Below are 15,229 nucleotides of genomic sequence, written 5' to 3'. Positions count from 1 at the left end.
TGACCGTCGTGCGCCGCGCGGCTGGATCGCTGCTTGCTTGGTGTCGCGGCGCACATGGCGAGTGTGGGCGCGAACCGCCGCCGGACGGGCGTGGTGCGCGACATGGCGCGCCTGGCCGAACGATCACGAAATGCGTTTCAAACGTCTTGCGGGACGTGGCCGCCGCGAGCAGGTCTAGTGCTTGCGTTCTAGTGCCGCTTTTGACTGGATGCCGGATTCGACCTAGAACCTACTCGCGGATGCACCGGCGAAGAACGGCATGACGTGACGAGGAGGCGACGTGAAGAAGAACAGGGCACTCTGGCGGCGCACGGGCGCGATCGCGGCGATCGGCGTGACCGTCGTTGCAGTCTGGCGATATGAAGCGGCGACACCGGCGCAAGCCGCGTCGTCCGACACCACGGCCACGACGGCGAGCGCGCAGCCAGGCGCGGCCGATACGTTCGGCACCGGTGTCGCGACGCCCGGCCCCGAGGAGCGGCGGCTCGACGTCGACGCGCTGCGCCGCAGCCTCGCGCCGCGGCCCGATGCGGATGCCGAAGTGAAGCGCATCGTCGCGTTCGCGCGCTTTCGCGACGAGGTTGCCGCGTATGGGGATCGCCGCAACAGCATGCCGCAAGCCGAGCGCGCCGCACTCGCGCGCCGGATTCTCGACGAACTCCCCGACCATGTCGCGCGCAACGAGATCGTGCCGGTGCAGGCCGAGGCGCTGAGCGCGGCGCTGCTCACCGATACCGAAGCCGACCCCGCGACGCGCGGCGCGGCGATCCGGTCGATGCGTGCGCAATGGGACGCCTATGCGCAGCAGACGGTCGGCCCGTCGCCCGCGCAGGATCCGCGCTATCTCTCGTACGAACAGCAGAGCCGCGACGTCGTCCGGCAGGTTCAGGCGAGCATTCCCGATCCCGACCAGCAACAAGCCGTCATCGCGCAGCGCCTGCAGGCGTTGCGCACCCAGCTGTTCGACGGCGCGTCATCGTCCGGCGTGCATTGAGCGCCGAATTCGCGACGCCGGGATCGAGCCCGGCGGCCGCGTCATGTCCATCGACAAGGAGGGGGAGATGTCCACAGCACGAAGCCTGCTGCGCGCGGCCGTTGCCACGCTGCTCGGTTGCGCGGCACTGAACGGCCATGCAGCCGATACGACGATGCCGGATCCGTCGATTCCTTATTATTCGTGGTACGAAGTGACGTTGCCGGAAAGCACCGGTGCATCGTGCGGCAACGGCACGCCGATGCGCTTCTACATCAATCGTGCGCAGTCGGACAACCTGCTGTACATGATGGAGCCGGGCGGCGCGTGCTGGGATTACGGCACCTGCACGCAGACGTCGACCGGCGCCGAGGCCGGCCTCGGCGGCTTCAACCCGGACGGCATTCCGCACAACTACATGAACGGCACCGCGAACCAGAGCCTGTTGTCGTCGTTCCTGTCGCCGCTGCTCACGCGGATGGATCTCGCGCATATTCTCGTCGGCGAACCGAAGGTCGAGACGCAGCAGTGGACACAGGTTTTCGTGCCCTATTGCACCGGAGATATCCACATGGGCAGCGCGGTGCGCAACTACACATCGCCGAGCGGCGACTGGCGATTGCAGCACTACAGCGGGCTGAAGAACATCCAGGCCGTCGCGCAGTGGCTGACGTCGCACGGCTTCGGCAAGCCGAACCGGCTGCTCGTGTACGGGATGAGCGCGGGCGGCTACGGCACGCTCGCGAATTACGCGACGCTGCGCAACACGCTGCAGCCGCAGGCGCATAGTTCGCTGCTCGACGACGCCGGCACGGTCTTCAACACGCCGTTCGATGCGGACGCGGCCACGCATCCGTCGGTCGGCCTGTACGACCGCGTGCGCACCGAGTGGGGGATGACCGGCCCCGACGGGATGATCACCGTGAACAGCCGGCTGACCAGCCATTTCGATCCGGGCAACATGGGGAGCGCGTATGCGGCGCTGTCGGCGACATTCCCGCACGACCGCTTCGGCTTCTCGAGCTACCAGCGCGACAAGATCATCGCCGCGTATCACTATCGCGCGTTCGTGCCGGCCGTGATCGCGGCGCCCGACGACGCGACGAAGGATACGCTGTCGCTCGCGATGTTCGACCAGGAGCTGGACGGACTGAGGCAGACGCTGAATCCGCTGCCGAACTTCGGCTACTTCATGCCGTGGGCGCGCAATGATTTCATCGACAACCACCAGGTGACGGCGGTCAGCTTCACCGGGTCGGGGATCCACGAGAACGGCATCGACGCGGATATCGGCACCTTCGTCGACAACCTGCTGAACCAGCAGGACCCGGCCGATACGCCGGTGATGAAGGCGTTCCGCACGCAGCAGTGGTCGGATTTCACGTTTTCGACGTTTCTGGCGTGGATCGACAGCATCTTCAACCTGACCGGCGAAGCGGGGCCGATCTCGGGGCACCGGGCGTGAAGTGAAGCGGCGGTTCGCCCGAGCGGGCGACCGCGGCGCAGTGCGGCGGCCGGATGTCGCGGCTGCTCGCCTGCGTCGATGCGTTAGGGCGTTACGGCGTTACGGCTTCACCACCGCAACCGCCGGCGCGCCCGAATCCGTGCCGGCCGCACCGTTCGATCCGTAGGCTGCTTCGGCGCTCTTGCGCTCGGCCAGCCGCTTGGCGGCCAGGCGCTCCTGCGCGGCGACGATGTCGCCCGGATAGTTGTCGCCATCACCGGCGATCGGCTCGTAGCCGACCGATTCGAGGTCGAACAATTCCTGGCGTACCTGCGCACGCGTGAGCGTCGAGTGCGACGACTGCGCGTACGACACGGCCGGTGCGGCGAGGAGGGCGGTAGCGGTAGCGGCGACGGTGGCGATGGTGACGATGATGGATTTCACGGTTTCCTCAGACGGTTTCGTTGCGGTTCGGCGCGATTGCCGCTGGCTGAACCGACGAGGCAAGTTTAGGAGCCCGGATCGGCCGGATATATGGCGGTTCCAGGCCAGCTGTGTTCCTGATTTCGTTAGAGTGGGCGACGTGCGGCGCCCGTGGTGGCCGGTTTTGACTTGCATGGGCCGCGCGGCATGCCGATCGATGAGGGGTGCGCAGCAGTTCCATCGGGCCCGATGCGCACGCGACGTCCGGCAGGCAGACACATGCCCGCCCGACACGACTAATCGTCGAAGCGCGGGAATGCTTGCTGGCGCTTGAGGTCCTTCAGCCAGTCCTTGACGTTGGCCGGATCGTCGAACTCGCGCAGCGTCAGGTTCAGGTCGTGGATGCTGCGCTGCGTGCCCGCGATGTCGCGCGTGAGCATGCGCATGACGGTATCGGGCGCGACCTTGACCGACGGCGCGATACCGTAAGTCCGCCGGAAACCGGCCTCGACGTCCTGGATCTCCTGATCCAGCTCGCGAAGCTGATCTTCCAGGATGCCGTTGTAGCGCGCGAGCCGATCTTCGCCGAGGCCGTTGATCGCGTGCCGGTCGATCTGTTCGATCTCCAGTTGCAGTTCCAGCAGTTGCAGGAGCTTGCCGTTCGCATAGGCGTGATTGACCCGCTGCATCAGCACGGTCTTGCGTGCCTGTTCGCCGGGATCTGTTTCGCGATCGGGGTGCAGCACGCTCGCGAGCTTGCGATAGACCTCGCGGATCGACCGGCTCGCTTCGGCCTGCTCGGATTCGCGCTTCGCCAGCGCGGCCGATTGGCGGGGCGCTTTCTTGCGCTTGGCGCGCTGTGCCTCGCGGGCCGCGTGCTCGGCCATGTCGCGCTCGAACTGTTCGTCGAGTTCGGCCTGCATGCGCGCCATGAGTTCTTCAGGCGACAGCGCGTCGAGATCGTCTTCCGTTGCCACGCCAGGCGGCGATTCCGGCTTCGGCTCGGCTGCTGCGTGGCTGCCGTGATCGGTGACGCTGTGCCGCGCGTGGATGGCCTTCAACTGCGCGTCGTCGCTGAAGTCGAGCAAGTCGCCCGCCATGTTGGCGATCATCCCGGAAAGCGTGCTTTGTTCGGCCTTGCTCAATCCCTTCTGCAGATACGCATCGTCGAGCTGATTGAGCAACCGGATCCGCAGCGCGGTCGACGTTTGTTCGAGCGGCAACAACTCGTCGACGAATTTCTTCTGGAAGGCTGGCATCACGGCTTCCCACGCGCCGAGCCGCTCGCGCCGCTTCTCGATCTGCTGGACGAGCGTATTGAACGCCTTCTGGGCTTTCGACAGGCTGGCTGCCTCGTGGCCGGGCGCGATGGCGACCGTTGTTCCGCGACGTGCGGTCAAGATGAATGTCCTCCGGCCGCGGCAGGACGCGCGGCAGGCCGGTATTTTAGCCGGATGTCCTGCGGGGTCGCCCGGATGGGCGTTCACCCCCGCAGCGACCGGCCGCGCGTCAGCGCTTCACCGCTGCCACCGCCGGTGCGCCCGAATACGTGCCCGGCGCGCCGCTCGACCCGTAGGCCGCTTCGGTGTTCTTGCGTTCGGCGAGGCGCTTGGCGGCCAGGCGCTCCTGCGCGGCGACGATGTCGTCCGGATAGTTGCCGCCGTCGCCGGCAGCGGGGTCGTAGCCGACCGATTCGAGATCGAACAGTTCCTGGCGGACCTGGGCGCGCGTGAGCGTCGAGTGCGACGACTGCGCGTACGACGCGGACGGGGCGGCGAGAAGAACGGTGGCGGTAGCGGCAACGGTGGCGATGGTGACGATGACGGATTTCATGATTTCCTCATACGGTTTCGTTGCGGTTCGGCGCGACTGCGGCAGGCCGGACCGATGGGGAGGTTCAGGCGCCCGGAACGGCCGGATACACGGCGATTCCTGGCGCGCTGTGTTGGGGAATGCGCGAGCGTGGGCGATGCGCACCGATGCGATCAAGCATCGGCGATGGCCGCGATGGCCATTCCAGCCTGGACGACGCCGGACGACCGCGGTGCGGCGAGCGACGGCAGCCTGAAGCGCGCGGTCGCCAGATCGACGAACGCGCGGACCTTGCCGGGCAGGAATTCGCGGCCCGGGTACACGAGCGAGACCGTGACGCTGTCGTTCACGATCCGGTAGTCGTCCAGCACGCGGGTCAGCGTGCCGATGCGCAGGTCGTTCGCGACCAGGTACTCGGGAAGCAGTGCGACCCCGCTGCCGGCCAGCGCGAGCTGACGCTGCATCAGTGCGCTGTTTACCGTGATCGGCGCGTCGAGCGCGATGGTGTCGATCGTGCCGTTCGGGCCGGCCCACCGGCAGGCGTGTGCACGCGCAAGGCCGACGATCCGGTGCGCGGCCAGATCGGCCGGCCGGCACGGCGTCGCGCCATCCAGCAGATAGGCGGGCGACGCGACGGCAACGAGCGGCGCATGGACAAGCGTGCGCGACACGACGGCAACCGACGTGATCATCGTGTCGGCGACGATGCCGGCGTCGAATCCGCCACCGACCAGGTCGACTTCCGATTCGGTCAGCGTGATGTGCAGCCGCACGTCGGGATGGCGCGACTGATAGTCGGCGAACAGGCCGGCGAGTTCCGGCGACATCACGCTGTGCAGCACGACGACGTTCAGATCGCCTGCGATCCGGCTCGATGCCTGCGTGGCGCGCGATTCGATTTCAGCGAGGTCCATCAGCAGCGCACGGCACCCTTCCGCGTAGCGGACCCCGATCTCGGTGAGCACGGTCTTGCGTGTCGAGCGTTGCAGCAGCTTGACGCCGAGGTGCGATTCGAGATCGCCGACATAGCGCGTCACCAGCGACGGCGAAAGGTTCAACTGGTGGGCTGCATGAGAGAAATGGTGCGTGTCTGCAACCTTGAGAAAGACCCGCATCGCACTGAACAGATGATTCACGTCGGTTTCCGGGGAGGCGTTGAAGGGAGTGGCGTGGCCTGCCGGTTGCTTGCTCAGCGGGCCGGATGACGCTTGCGGGTTCAGCTGCCGAAGTAGACGTTGCAGAAGCTCACCGGGCCGACGCAGTCGGCGTCCGGTGCGGCCGGAGTGCTTGCCGGCGCGACACGCAGCGGAACGACGGCCCGGGTTGCGGCGAGGGGCTGCGTGCCCTTGTCGTCGCTCGGGCGTGTGGCGACTTGCGCGGTGTACGCCTGGGCAGCCGGTTGCGATGCATGGGGCGCCGGTTGCTGCTGCGCGCAGGCACTGGCGGCCACGCCCGAGAAAGCGATCAATGCAACGGCGAGACGGGTCAGGACAGGCTTTGACATTTAGGATTCCAATAATAAATAGATATGCTTTGTTTTCCGGATCGACATGGCATGCCGGAGCAGTCGAGTCGTCCTGTCGATGGCCAGGGTATGCGTCGGACCTTCTGTCGCGTCTGGTCGTCTTGACCGACGTCATGCGGAAGGTGCCTGCGACGAGAGCGCCGCGGCCTCGGCGCCGGGATTCGGCGCGACCGACTCACCTGCAATCGATGGTGAAAGGATGAAGGAAATCCCTGATCGCGTCCAAGGCGAATTTCCGATCCTGTCGATAAGGCAAAGCGATGATTCTTCCGTGCCGGAATCCATTCGATATGGATTGCGAAGCAAAATTGGAAATGCTCGACGCGTGCGAAGGCGGGCATCGCGCTCGTCATGCGGGAGCGGGTGCCGGAGGCTTGTTCGGAGCGTGTGCCGGTGCGCCGTCAGGCGGACGACGTACCCTGCGAAGTCATGCGCGGTCGAGCGTCGTGATCGTGCGAAGCGACGCCAGGCTGCCGTGCTCGAGCATCTCGTGAACCAGGCCGGCGAAGGCAGTCGACGCGACGGTGCGGTATGCGCCCTTGCGGCGCAACAGCGCGACGGTCCGCACCGGGAAGGGCGGATCGAGCGGCACGTACTGCAAGTCGCGATGCTCGAACTCGATGGTACCGGGGAGGATCGTCGCGATCTTCCCGCGACTCACGATCTTCAGCACCGCGCTGATCGAATTCGCCTGCAGCGCGACATCGGGTTGCATGCCGTAGGTCTGGAAATAGCTGTCGACATAGAACCGCGACACGAAGCTCGTCGTCAGCAGCGCGAGTGGCGTTTCGGCGAGCTGTACGGGCGTAACGGGCTCGCGTTGTGCGGTCAGCGGATGCGAACGGCCGACCACGAGCATCAGGCGTTCGGGAAACAGCGCTTCTGCCTCGATTTCGTCGTTGCGAACATCGACGAACCCGAACGCCAGATCGACCTGGTCGTCGCCGAGCGCCGCTTCTACCGCGTCGAGCGACATTTCGGTCATCTCGATCACGATGCCCGGATGGCGCTCGTGGAACAGCTCGATGACGGGCGCGACGAGATACTCGGTGAACGTCGGCGTGAAGGCGATCCGCAGCTTGCCGCGCGACAGGTCGTGCACGTCGTTCAGCGCGCGTTGCGCGGTGAGCAGGTCGTTGTGCGCGCGGCGCACGTATTCGAGGTAGACGCTGCCGAAATCGGTGAGCTGAACCATGCGGCCGCTGCGGTCGAACAGTTGTGCGCCGAGCTCGTCTTCAAGCTGGCGCACCTTCTGCGACAACGCCGATTGCGACACGCTGAGCGCCTCGGCCGCGCGTGTGAAATTGCGGTGCTCGTCGATCGCGAGCAGATAGCTGATGTTGCGAAGCAGCGGGCTGCGTTGGGTGAACTTCATTTTTCGCGGAATGGGTCGCGGGTCGCGTAGGTCCGGCATTTCGCCATTATGCGCCGCAAGGCGGGCTGCGGATCGCGATGGTGCCGGGTATTCGGCGACGATGTCAGGGTTCGTCATTGCCAGCCGCCTCCGAGTGCGAGGAACGTGGTGATCTGGTCGTCGTTCACGTCCTGCCGGGCCGCCGCAACGGCCGTTTCGGCCGCGAGCCAGGTGCGCTCGGCGTCGAGCGCCGCGAGTCCGCCGATCCGCCCGCCGCGCCGCAGTTCCTCGGTTCGCGCCATCACGTCGCGCGCCGCGTCGCGCGACGCCTCGAGGCGCTGCAGCCGGTCGAGCGCGGCCGCGTAGGTGTTGAGCGACGTCTCGGTTTCGCGCAGCGCGGTGAGTACGGTCGCATCGAAATGCGCGAGGCTCGCGCGGCTGTCGGCCCGCGCGGCGTCGATGCGGTCGCGAATCGTGCTGCGATGAAGATTCCACGTGACCATCGGGCCGATCGCGAAGCGGTTCGTCAGCGGCGTGAAGAACGCAGCCGCGCCGCCGGTCGAACCGATGCTTGCACCGAGCCTGATGTCCGGATACAGCGCGGCCGTTTCGACGCCGATGCGCGCGGTCGACGCGGCGAGCCGGCGCTCGGCCGCACGGACGTCGGGCCGGCGCTTCAGCAGCGCGCGCCCGTCGCCGGACGGAATCGGCGTCGACAGTTCGAGCGGCTTGTTGCACGACAGCAGCGCGCGATCGTAGTTTTCCGGCGGCTGGCCTGTCAGCGTCGCGAGCCGGAATGCCGCGTTCAGCCGGCGCGCCCGCAGCGGCGCGAGTTGCGCGCGGCTGTTCTCGATGCCGCCCTGGTCGCGCTGCTGCTCGAACGTCGGTGCGCGCCCGTTCGAGATCAGCTGGCGGGTGAGCGCGAGGCGGCGCTGCTGGACGTCGATCGAACGCTGCAGTACGTCGATCCGGTGGCCGGCGTTGCACAGGTCCGAGTACGCGCGCGTGACTTCGGCGCCGACGTTCACGCGCACGAGATCGCGCGCGGCGGCGACGGCGTCGTGGTCGGCCGACGCCGCTTCGATCCCGCGCCGGATCCCGCCGAACAGGTCGAGGTCGTAGCTCATCTCGAGTCCGATGTTGTAGATCTCGTGTCGCGGCGGCTCGACATGTGACAGCACCGACGCCGCCGATTGCTGCGTGTAGTGGGTTGACGCGTCGACGCCGACGCTCGGCTCGCGCGCGGTGCGCGTTGCCGCGAGCAGTGCATTGCTGCGTTCGAGGTTCGCCTGCGCGGCGCGCAGGTCGACGTTGCCGGCCAGCGCCTTTTCGACGAGGCCGTCGAGCGTCGGGTCGTTGTAGAGGCGCCACCAGCGGTCGGGCAGCGGGTCGCTCGATGCGACCGATGCACCCGCAACGAACGCGCGATTGGCGGCCGGTGCGTTCAGGAGCGCGTTCGACGGCACGCGATAGTCGGGGCCGACCTCCGCGCACGCGGCGAGCGCAACGCACAGAGCGGCGATGGCGGTCTTGCGCAGGCTTACCATGGCAGGCTCCGGCGCACCGTGATGTCGCCGGCCCGCGCATGAATCTCGACCGACGCGGTCTGCCCCGGTACGAGCCGTACGCCGGGCGGCACCGAATCGATCGCGATACGCACCGGGATGCGCTGCGCGAGCCGCACCCACGTAAACGCCGGGTTCACGTTCGCGAGCTGGGCGTCGCCGCCCGCGCGCTCGCGGTCCTCGACGCCGCCGGCGATGCTCTGCACGTGGCCGCGGATTTCGGTCGCGACGCCCATCAGATAGATGCTGGCCGGATCGCCGACATGAATCGCCGGCAGCTTGGTTTCCTCGAAGTAGCCTTCGACACGCAGCGACGTGTCGTTCACCAGTGCCATCGCGCCCTTGCCTGCGCCCAGGTACGCGCCGGGCAGCAGCCCGACGTTGGTCACCGTGCCGTCGATCGGCGCGCGGACGAGCGTGCGTTCGAGGTTCAGCGCGGCGAGGTTGCGTGCGGAGCGGGCCTGCGCAAGTGCGGCGCGCAGCTTTTCGACGCGCGTCGTGCCCTGCTGGATCGATTCCTCGGCGACCACGTCCGGCATCGCTCGATTGCGGCGGTCCTCGCGAATCGCCTCGTCGAGTTCGGCCTGCTCGCTCGCGACGTTCGCGTTGGCCTGTTCGAGTGCGATCCGGTAGCGCGACGGGTCGATCACGAGCAGAACCTGGCCCTTCGTCACTTTCTGGTTGTCGTGTACGCGCACGTCGGTGACGAGCCCGCTGACGTCCGGGGCGATCGGCACCACGTCCGAGCGCACCTTGCCGTCGCGCGTGAGCGGTTCGATCTGGTAGCGGACCCACAGCCCGTAGATCGCGCCGAGGATGCCGAGGATGATCGCGACCGTCAGCACGGTGCGCAACAGGGGAAGGATTCGCTTCATGTTCAGGAAAGGAGGCGATACGGGAAATACGCGTCGGCGAGGCGGGCGATGCCCCACCAGAGCAGGAAGAAGGCGGCCAGTTCAAGCAATGCCGGTTGCCAGAGCAGCACGCGCAGCGGCAGGCGAAGCAGCACGCCGTGCAACAGGAACGTGACGATCAGCGCGACGACGGCCCATGCCAGCGCGGACGGCAGGTAGATGCCGAAAATGTGGATCTCTTCGATCATCGCGTCGCTCCTTCGACGAGTTGCACGTGCGGGAACAGGTTGCAGCGCATGCCGACGAGCGCGAGCAGCGTGGCGTCGTCGCGGCCGGTCGTATTGCGCGCGGCTGCGCCGATCGCGCGGTTCAGCGTGCGCATCAGCGAGGCGGTGGCGGGAACCGGATGATGCGTGTCGGCGCGGGCGCGATACAGCGCCGACACTTCCTCGAGCGCGGCCTCGATCGCGACACGCGTGGGCGCATCGCTTCTGTCGAGTCCTTCGCGCACCTGGATGATGTTGCGGCCGATGCGCAGGTCGCTCAACCCGTCGACCGCGTGCAGCGCATCGCCCGAATTCGCGAACGCCATCCGCGCGGCGACCTGCCCGAGCCGGTCGACCGCGCGTGCGGTCCATGATGGCGCGTCGAGCGGCCGGCGCGGGTCGGCCATCTGCGCGAGATCGGCCCAGTTTCGGCGCACGATCCGGTAGGCGGTCCAGCGTGTGCTGGCCGAGCGGAACAGTTTGGTCACGACGAGCGTCGTGACGATGCCGCCGACCTGCGCGAGCCCCGTATTGAGGAACAGCGCGAAATCGGCCTGGAAGCGGTCGAGAAAGCCCATGGCGACGATGAAGCAGGAAAACATCGGGAGGGCGCGCGCGGTGCGCGCCGGATCGGCCTGGATGTAGCCCATCCAGATGAAGGCCGGTGCAAGCGTCAGGATCAGCATCCCGGCGCCGTCGACACGCGGCAGGATCACGAACAGGTACAGCGCCGCGAGCGGAAAGGTGACGAGCGTCGAGACGAGATAGCGGCCGATCACCGGTGCGGGATCGTCCTGTGCCGCGAACGAGCAGGTGACGAGCGCAGCGAACGCGGCGGTCGCCGAGCCGTTCGGCCAGGCGAGCAGGATCCACACCGCGCAATAGATCACGATCGCGGTGGTCGTCGCGGCGCCGGCGAGCAGCGCGAGGCCGTGATCGCGCGCGAGCTTGAAGCGGTGCGTGGCATCGGCGGGCGGCAGGTGACGCTCGAGCTCGGCATCGCTTTCCGCGAAGGTGCGCACGAGCCCGCGCGCCGCGTGCAGCGTGTCGATGAAGTCGGCCGTGCGGTCCAGCAGGTTCGCGGCGAGCAGCGATGTCCAGTTCGGATCGGCCAGGCGCTCGGCCGCCAGCGCTCGGCAACGCGCGGCGAGGCCCGCGTCGAGTGCTTCCCCCGCTTCCTGCGACGCGTGCAGGTCGTCGATCACGGCATCGACCAGCGCGGCGGTTTGCGCATCGACCGCGTTCAGCGAGCGCAACTGGTCGAGCCGGTTCGCGGCGGCCGATGCGATCGACAGCAACGTCGCGAGGCGATGCTGCAATGCCGTGACCGTATCGCGCGTGGCAAGCGCGAAGCGCTGGTCGAACGGCAGCGCCGTCGCGATCATCCCGAGTTCGGTGACGTCGGCCGCGAGCTTGCGGCGATGCTCGTGCTCGAGCCGCGTGTGGTGCGTGCCGAACGCTTCGGCGGTCCAGCGGCATGCATCGCCGAGGAACGACAGCGCGCGTTCGTGGATCACCGGCCGGTTGTTCGCGGGCTTCAGCAGCATGTGCGTGATCGTCACGCACAGGATCGCTACCGTCATTTCCTCGACGCGCGACACAGCGGTGATGAAGATGTTGGTCGGATCGTCGAGATATGGAAAGCAGATCACGGCCGAGCTGAACGCGGCCATCTGGAACAGGAACGCGCGCGGCGTGCGGTCGAGTACCGCGAGATAGATGCAGAAGCCGATCCACAGCGCGAGGCACAGCACGAGCAGCACCGGCGAATTCTGCAGATTGGGTGCGACCATCACCGTCACCAGCGCGCCCGCCGCGATGCCCGCGAGCCGGTAGATCGTTTTCGGGCGGAACGCGCCCGCCATCGGCTGCGCGGTCACGTAGACGGTCAGCAGCGCCCACCACGGGCGCGGGAAGCTGACCGTGAACGAGATCAGCAGCACCAGTGCGGCCGCGATAAACGTGCTGATCGAGAACAGGAGCTTTCTTGGATCGATGGAGAACGGGTCGCGCGGCCGAAGCGGCGCGACAGTGGCTTGCGACACGTCGGGTTCCTTTGGCGAGACTGGCGGGACTGGCGAGAGGAGAGCGGTAGCGATTGCGCTAGCGCGCGGGAGGCGGTGCGCCGCACGTCATGTCGAGCAGCGCCGGGTTGCGGCAAGGGGCATGCGGGAGGGCGGCGGGTTGCATGGAAAAAGGCGTCCACGCGAAACGGGGTGTTCTGGCAGGCATGTCAAGCACGATTGCGCGCCTTTTCCTTATTATTCAAGCACATGGCCATGCGCCGGAGGACGGCGGATGCCACGGTAACTCGGGTATGAAGGATCAGGGTTTCATTCGATTGCGATGCCCGGAATTGTGCGCTGCGGCGCGCGCGGCGTCCAAGTCGGATTTCCGACCGGCGCAATCGGTTTTACTTATCGTGCGGCATGCCGGCGTGCAAGAATGCCGATCGATGTCGGTGCGGACGAATCGGCAGACCCATCGCGGGCGCGCGATGCGCGACGTGGCGGGAATCGGTTGTACGCGCAACCGGGCAGGCCGGATGGCGTTGCGTCAGTCGCCGAACAACTGCCCCTGCCCGGAGATCACGCGCTCGAAATCGTCGCGCAGGAACGGCAGGATCGCATCGGCGACGGGCTGGAGCTGGCGGCTCAGGTAGAACGCATAGTCGATCGGCGAGCGCATGGTTTCGAGCGGCTCGGGGCCGGCCGTCGTCATCACGTAGCTGATCCAGCCGCCGCGCTGATACTGCAGCGGCCGGCCCTGCGCCTGGTTGAACTCGTCGGCGATCCGTGCCGCGCGCACGTGCGGCGGCACGTTGCGCTCGTACTCGCGCAGCGGCCGGCGCACGCGCTTGCGGTAGACGAGCTGGTCGTCGAATTCGCCGGCCAGCGTGCGTCGCACGGTGTCGCGGATGAAATCCTGGTACGGCTCGCGGCTGAACACGCGCCGGTACAACTCGCGCTGGAACTGCTGCGCGAGCGGTGTCCAGTCGGTGCGCACCGTTTCGAGTCCTTTGAAGACGAGGTCCTCGCCGCCATCGGCCGCTGCCGCGAGGCCCGCATAGCGCTTCTTGCTGCCTTCTTCCGCGCCGCGCACGGTCGGCATCAGGAAGCGGCGGTAGTGCCGCTCGTATTGCAGCTCCAATGCGCTCTCGAGCCCGAAGGTTTCGCGCAGGTGCGTTTGCCACCAGCGGTTCACGTGCTCGACGAGTGCGCGGCCCTTGGCGCCGGCTTCGTCGTCATCGTGCGCGCGGCCGAGCCACACGAACGTCGAATCGGTATCGCCGTAGATCACTTCGTAACCCTGCGCTTCGATCAGCTCACGCGTGCGGTGCATGATCTCGTGGCCGCGCATCGTGATCGACGACGCGAGGCGCGGGTCGAAGAAACGGCAGCCCGTCGAGCCGAGCACGCCGTAGAAAGAATTCATGATGATCTTCAGCGCTTGCGACAGCGGCGCATTGCGCTGCCGCTTTGCAACGTCGCGGCCTTCCCATACGCGGCGCACGACATCGGGCAGGCAGTGGGCGGTACGCGAGAAACGTGCGCCGAGAAAGCCGGGCACCGATGCGTCGTCGCCGGGATTCGCGAGCCCTTCGATCAGCCCGACCGGATCGATCAGGAACGTGCGGATGATCGACGGATAGAGGCTCTTGTAGTCGAACACGAGCACGGAGTCGTACAGCCCGGGGCGCGAATCCATCACGAAGCCGCCGGGGCTGTTCTGCCCGGTCACGTCGCCGAGATTCGGCGCGACATAGCCGAGCCGGTGCATGCGCGGCAGGTACAGGTGCGTGAAGGCCGCGACCGACCCGCCGGTGCGATCGGCCGCGAGGCCCGTCACGCTCGCGCGTTCGAGCGCGAAGGACAGCAGGTCGGCCTTGTCGAAGATGCGCGTGACCAGCTCGCAGTCCTTCAGGTTGTAGCGCGCGAGCGCCGGCTTGTCGTGATCGAAGCGGCGCTGGATCTCGTCCATCCGCTGGTACGGGTTGTCGATCGACTTGCCTTCGCCGAGCAGCGCCTGCGACACGTATTCGAGGCTGAACGACGGGAACGTCCACGTCGCGGATTTCAGCATGTCGATGCCGTCGAGGATCAGCCGGCCGGCTGCACCCGCGAAGAAGTGGTCGGGCTGCTGGCCGTGCGCGCGCCAGTCGAGCACGCTGCCGCCGCGCCCGAGCTTCAGCGGGATGCCGTATTGTTCCGAATGGGCATGCAGGATGCGCAGGTCGAACTGCACGAGGTTCCAGCCGATCACCGCATCGGGATCGTGTTCGTCGAACCATTCGTTGAGCCGCGCGAGCATCGCGGGCCGGCTGTCGCAGTAGTCGAGGCGGAAGTCGATCGCGTTTGCTGCGTCGCTGTCTTCTCCGTTCGGCGGACCGAGCATGTAGACCTGCCGTTGCCCGCAGCCTTCGAGCGCGATCGAATACAGCTCGCCGTGCACGCTGGTTTCGATGTCGAGCGACACGCAGCGCAGCGCCGGCCGATAGCCGGTGGCGGTTTTCAGCTCGGCGCCGGTCAGCGCGCCGTCGCGATCGGGCTGCCCGCGAAACTGCACGCACGCCGTGATGAAGCGCTCCATCGCATAGCGGTCGGGCGGCTGCACGTCGGCTTCATAGACGTCGACGCCGGCGGCCGCCAGGCGCTTCTGCAGCCCGGACAGATGGCGATAGCGCTTGCAATAGAGGCCGACGACCGGGCGCTGCCGGAAGTCGCGCAGCGCGAGCGGGCGCAACTCGGCTTCGCGCTCGCCGGCCAGTGCGCGTTCGGCAAGCGCCTGCTGCTCGGCCGGGATGAACGCGACGGCTTCCTGCGGGCGCAACCGCACGCGGCGCGGGCCGTGTTCGGTTGCCAGCCAGAACTCGATCTCGATGCCGGATGCGGTGTCCCGCCAGTGGCGGGTAAGGATGAAGCCCTGCTCGAACGCCGTCAAAACGCTTGCTCGTCGTGGATGCCCAGGCGGCGGATTTTAGCGCTTGGGCGGGGGGAGCGGCCGGAATGGGGG

At 67.1% G+C, this 15,229-nt stretch carries 13 protein-coding genes; 2 read left to right on the top strand and 11 right to left on the bottom strand.

All coding sequences use genetic code 11. From position 1 onward, the window contains the following. Nucleotides 1-280: 280 nt before the first annotated feature. A complete protein-coding gene (gene plcR, locus C5O79_RS34180) occupies nt 281-994 on the top strand; it encodes a phospholipase C accessory protein PlcR (protein WP_122474648.1) in 714 nt (237 codons plus the stop codon). Nucleotides 995-1,061: 67 nt separating this feature from the next. Next, nucleotides 1,062-2,438, top strand: coding sequence for a pectin acetylesterase-family hydrolase (locus C5O79_RS34175; RefSeq protein ID WP_122477251.1), 1,377 nt, complete (start codon nt 1,062-1,064; stop codon nt 2,436-2,438). A 99-nt stretch (nt 2,439-2,537) separates the two neighbouring features. On the opposite strand, the gene C5O79_RS34170 is transcribed toward C5O79_RS34175, so the two are convergent. The 11 genes from C5O79_RS34170 to C5O79_RS34120 all read right to left on the bottom strand — a co-directional run bounded on the left by C5O79_RS34170 (nt 2,538) and on the right by C5O79_RS34120 (nt 15,157). Further along, nucleotides 2,538-2,861: a DUF4148 domain-containing protein gene (locus tag C5O79_RS34170; RefSeq protein ID WP_046548914.1), complete on the bottom strand. Its 324-nt coding sequence runs from the start codon at nt 2,859-2,861 to the stop codon at nt 2,538-2,540. 275 nt (nt 2,862-3,136) lie between these two features. Next, a complete protein-coding gene (locus C5O79_RS34165) occupies nt 3,137-4,240 on the bottom strand; it encodes a J domain-containing protein (protein WP_122474649.1) in 1,104 nt (367 codons plus the stop codon). A gap of 109 nt (nt 4,241-4,349) precedes the next feature. Beyond that, nucleotides 4,350-4,673 (bottom strand): DUF4148 domain-containing protein, encoded by a 324-nt coding sequence (locus C5O79_RS34160; protein WP_122474650.1) that lies wholly within the window; start codon nt 4,671-4,673, stop codon nt 4,350-4,352. Between the two features lie 152 nt (nt 4,674-4,825). Next, entirely contained in the window at nt 4,826-5,788 is a 963-nt protein-coding gene (locus tag C5O79_RS34155) for a LysR family transcriptional regulator (protein WP_163009001.1), read from the bottom strand. 80 nt (nt 5,789-5,868) lie between these two features. Continuing rightward, entirely contained in the window at nt 5,869-6,141 is a 273-nt protein-coding gene (locus C5O79_RS34150; protein WP_122477257.1) for a hypothetical protein, read from the bottom strand. A gap of 463 nt (nt 6,142-6,604) precedes the next feature. After that, nucleotides 6,605-7,552 (bottom strand): transcriptional regulator CynR, encoded by a 948-nt coding sequence (gene cynR / locus C5O79_RS34145; RefSeq protein WP_236862353.1) that lies wholly within the window; start codon nt 7,550-7,552, stop codon nt 6,605-6,607. 113 nt (nt 7,553-7,665) lie between these two features. Then, nucleotides 7,666-9,078, bottom strand: coding sequence for an efflux transporter outer membrane subunit (locus C5O79_RS34140; RefSeq protein WP_131932146.1), 1,413 nt, complete (start codon nt 9,076-9,078; stop codon nt 7,666-7,668). Continuing rightward, complete coding sequence (locus C5O79_RS34135) at nt 9,072-9,971, bottom strand: efflux RND transporter periplasmic adaptor subunit (RefSeq protein ID WP_122474652.1); 900 nt, start codon at nt 9,969-9,971, stop codon at nt 9,072-9,074. The genes C5O79_RS34140 and C5O79_RS34135 overlap by 7 nt, the downstream gene beginning before the upstream one ends. 2 nt (nt 9,972-9,973) lie before the next feature. After that, nucleotides 9,974-10,198, bottom strand: coding sequence for a DUF1656 domain-containing protein (locus C5O79_RS34130; protein WP_047852008.1), 225 nt, complete (start codon nt 10,196-10,198; stop codon nt 9,974-9,976). Then, complete coding sequence (locus tag C5O79_RS34125; protein ID WP_122474653.1) at nt 10,195-12,261, bottom strand: FUSC family protein; 2,067 nt, start codon at nt 12,259-12,261, stop codon at nt 10,195-10,197. The genes C5O79_RS34130 and C5O79_RS34125 overlap by 4 nt, the downstream gene beginning before the upstream one ends. Nucleotides 12,262-12,772: 511 nt before the next feature. Beyond that, nucleotides 12,773-15,157 (bottom strand): DNA polymerase II, encoded by a 2,385-nt coding sequence (locus C5O79_RS34120; protein ID WP_124493882.1) that lies wholly within the window; start codon nt 15,155-15,157, stop codon nt 12,773-12,775. Nucleotides 15,158-15,229: the final 72 nt, after the last annotated feature.

This window comes from Burkholderia sp. SRS-25, from assembly GCF_004343765.1.
GTDB classification, from domain to species: Bacteria; Pseudomonadota; Gammaproteobacteria; order Burkholderiales; family Burkholderiaceae; genus Burkholderia; species Burkholderia contaminans.
Note: the sequence above shows the minus strand (reverse complement) of the source record. Positions and strands in the feature narration are given on the sequence as shown.

What these genes read in the sequence shown, in the direction of transcription:
- C5O79_RS34175 (WP_122477251.1), top strand. Translation starts at nt 1,062, where the DNA reads ATGTCCACAGCACGAAGCCTGCTGCGCGCGGCCGTTGCCACGCTGCTC.
- C5O79_RS34160 (WP_122474650.1), bottom strand. Translation starts at nt 4,673, where the DNA reads ATGAAATCCGTCATCGTCACCATCGCCACCGTTGCCGCTACCGCCACC.
- cynR (WP_236862353.1), bottom strand. Translation starts at nt 7,552, where the DNA reads ATGAAGTTCACCCAACGCAGCCCGCTGCTTCGCAACATCAGCTATCTG.
- C5O79_RS34140 (WP_131932146.1), bottom strand. Translation starts at nt 9,078, where the DNA reads ATGGTAAGCCTGCGCAAGACCGCCATCGCCGCTCTGTGCGTTGCGCTC.
- C5O79_RS34135 (WP_122474652.1), bottom strand. Translation starts at nt 9,971, where the DNA reads ATGAAGCGAATCCTTCCCCTGTTGCGCACCGTGCTGACGGTCGCGATC.
- C5O79_RS34130 (WP_047852008.1), bottom strand. Translation starts at nt 10,198, where the DNA reads ATGATCGAAGAGATCCACATTTTCGGCATCTACCTGCCGTCCGCGCTG.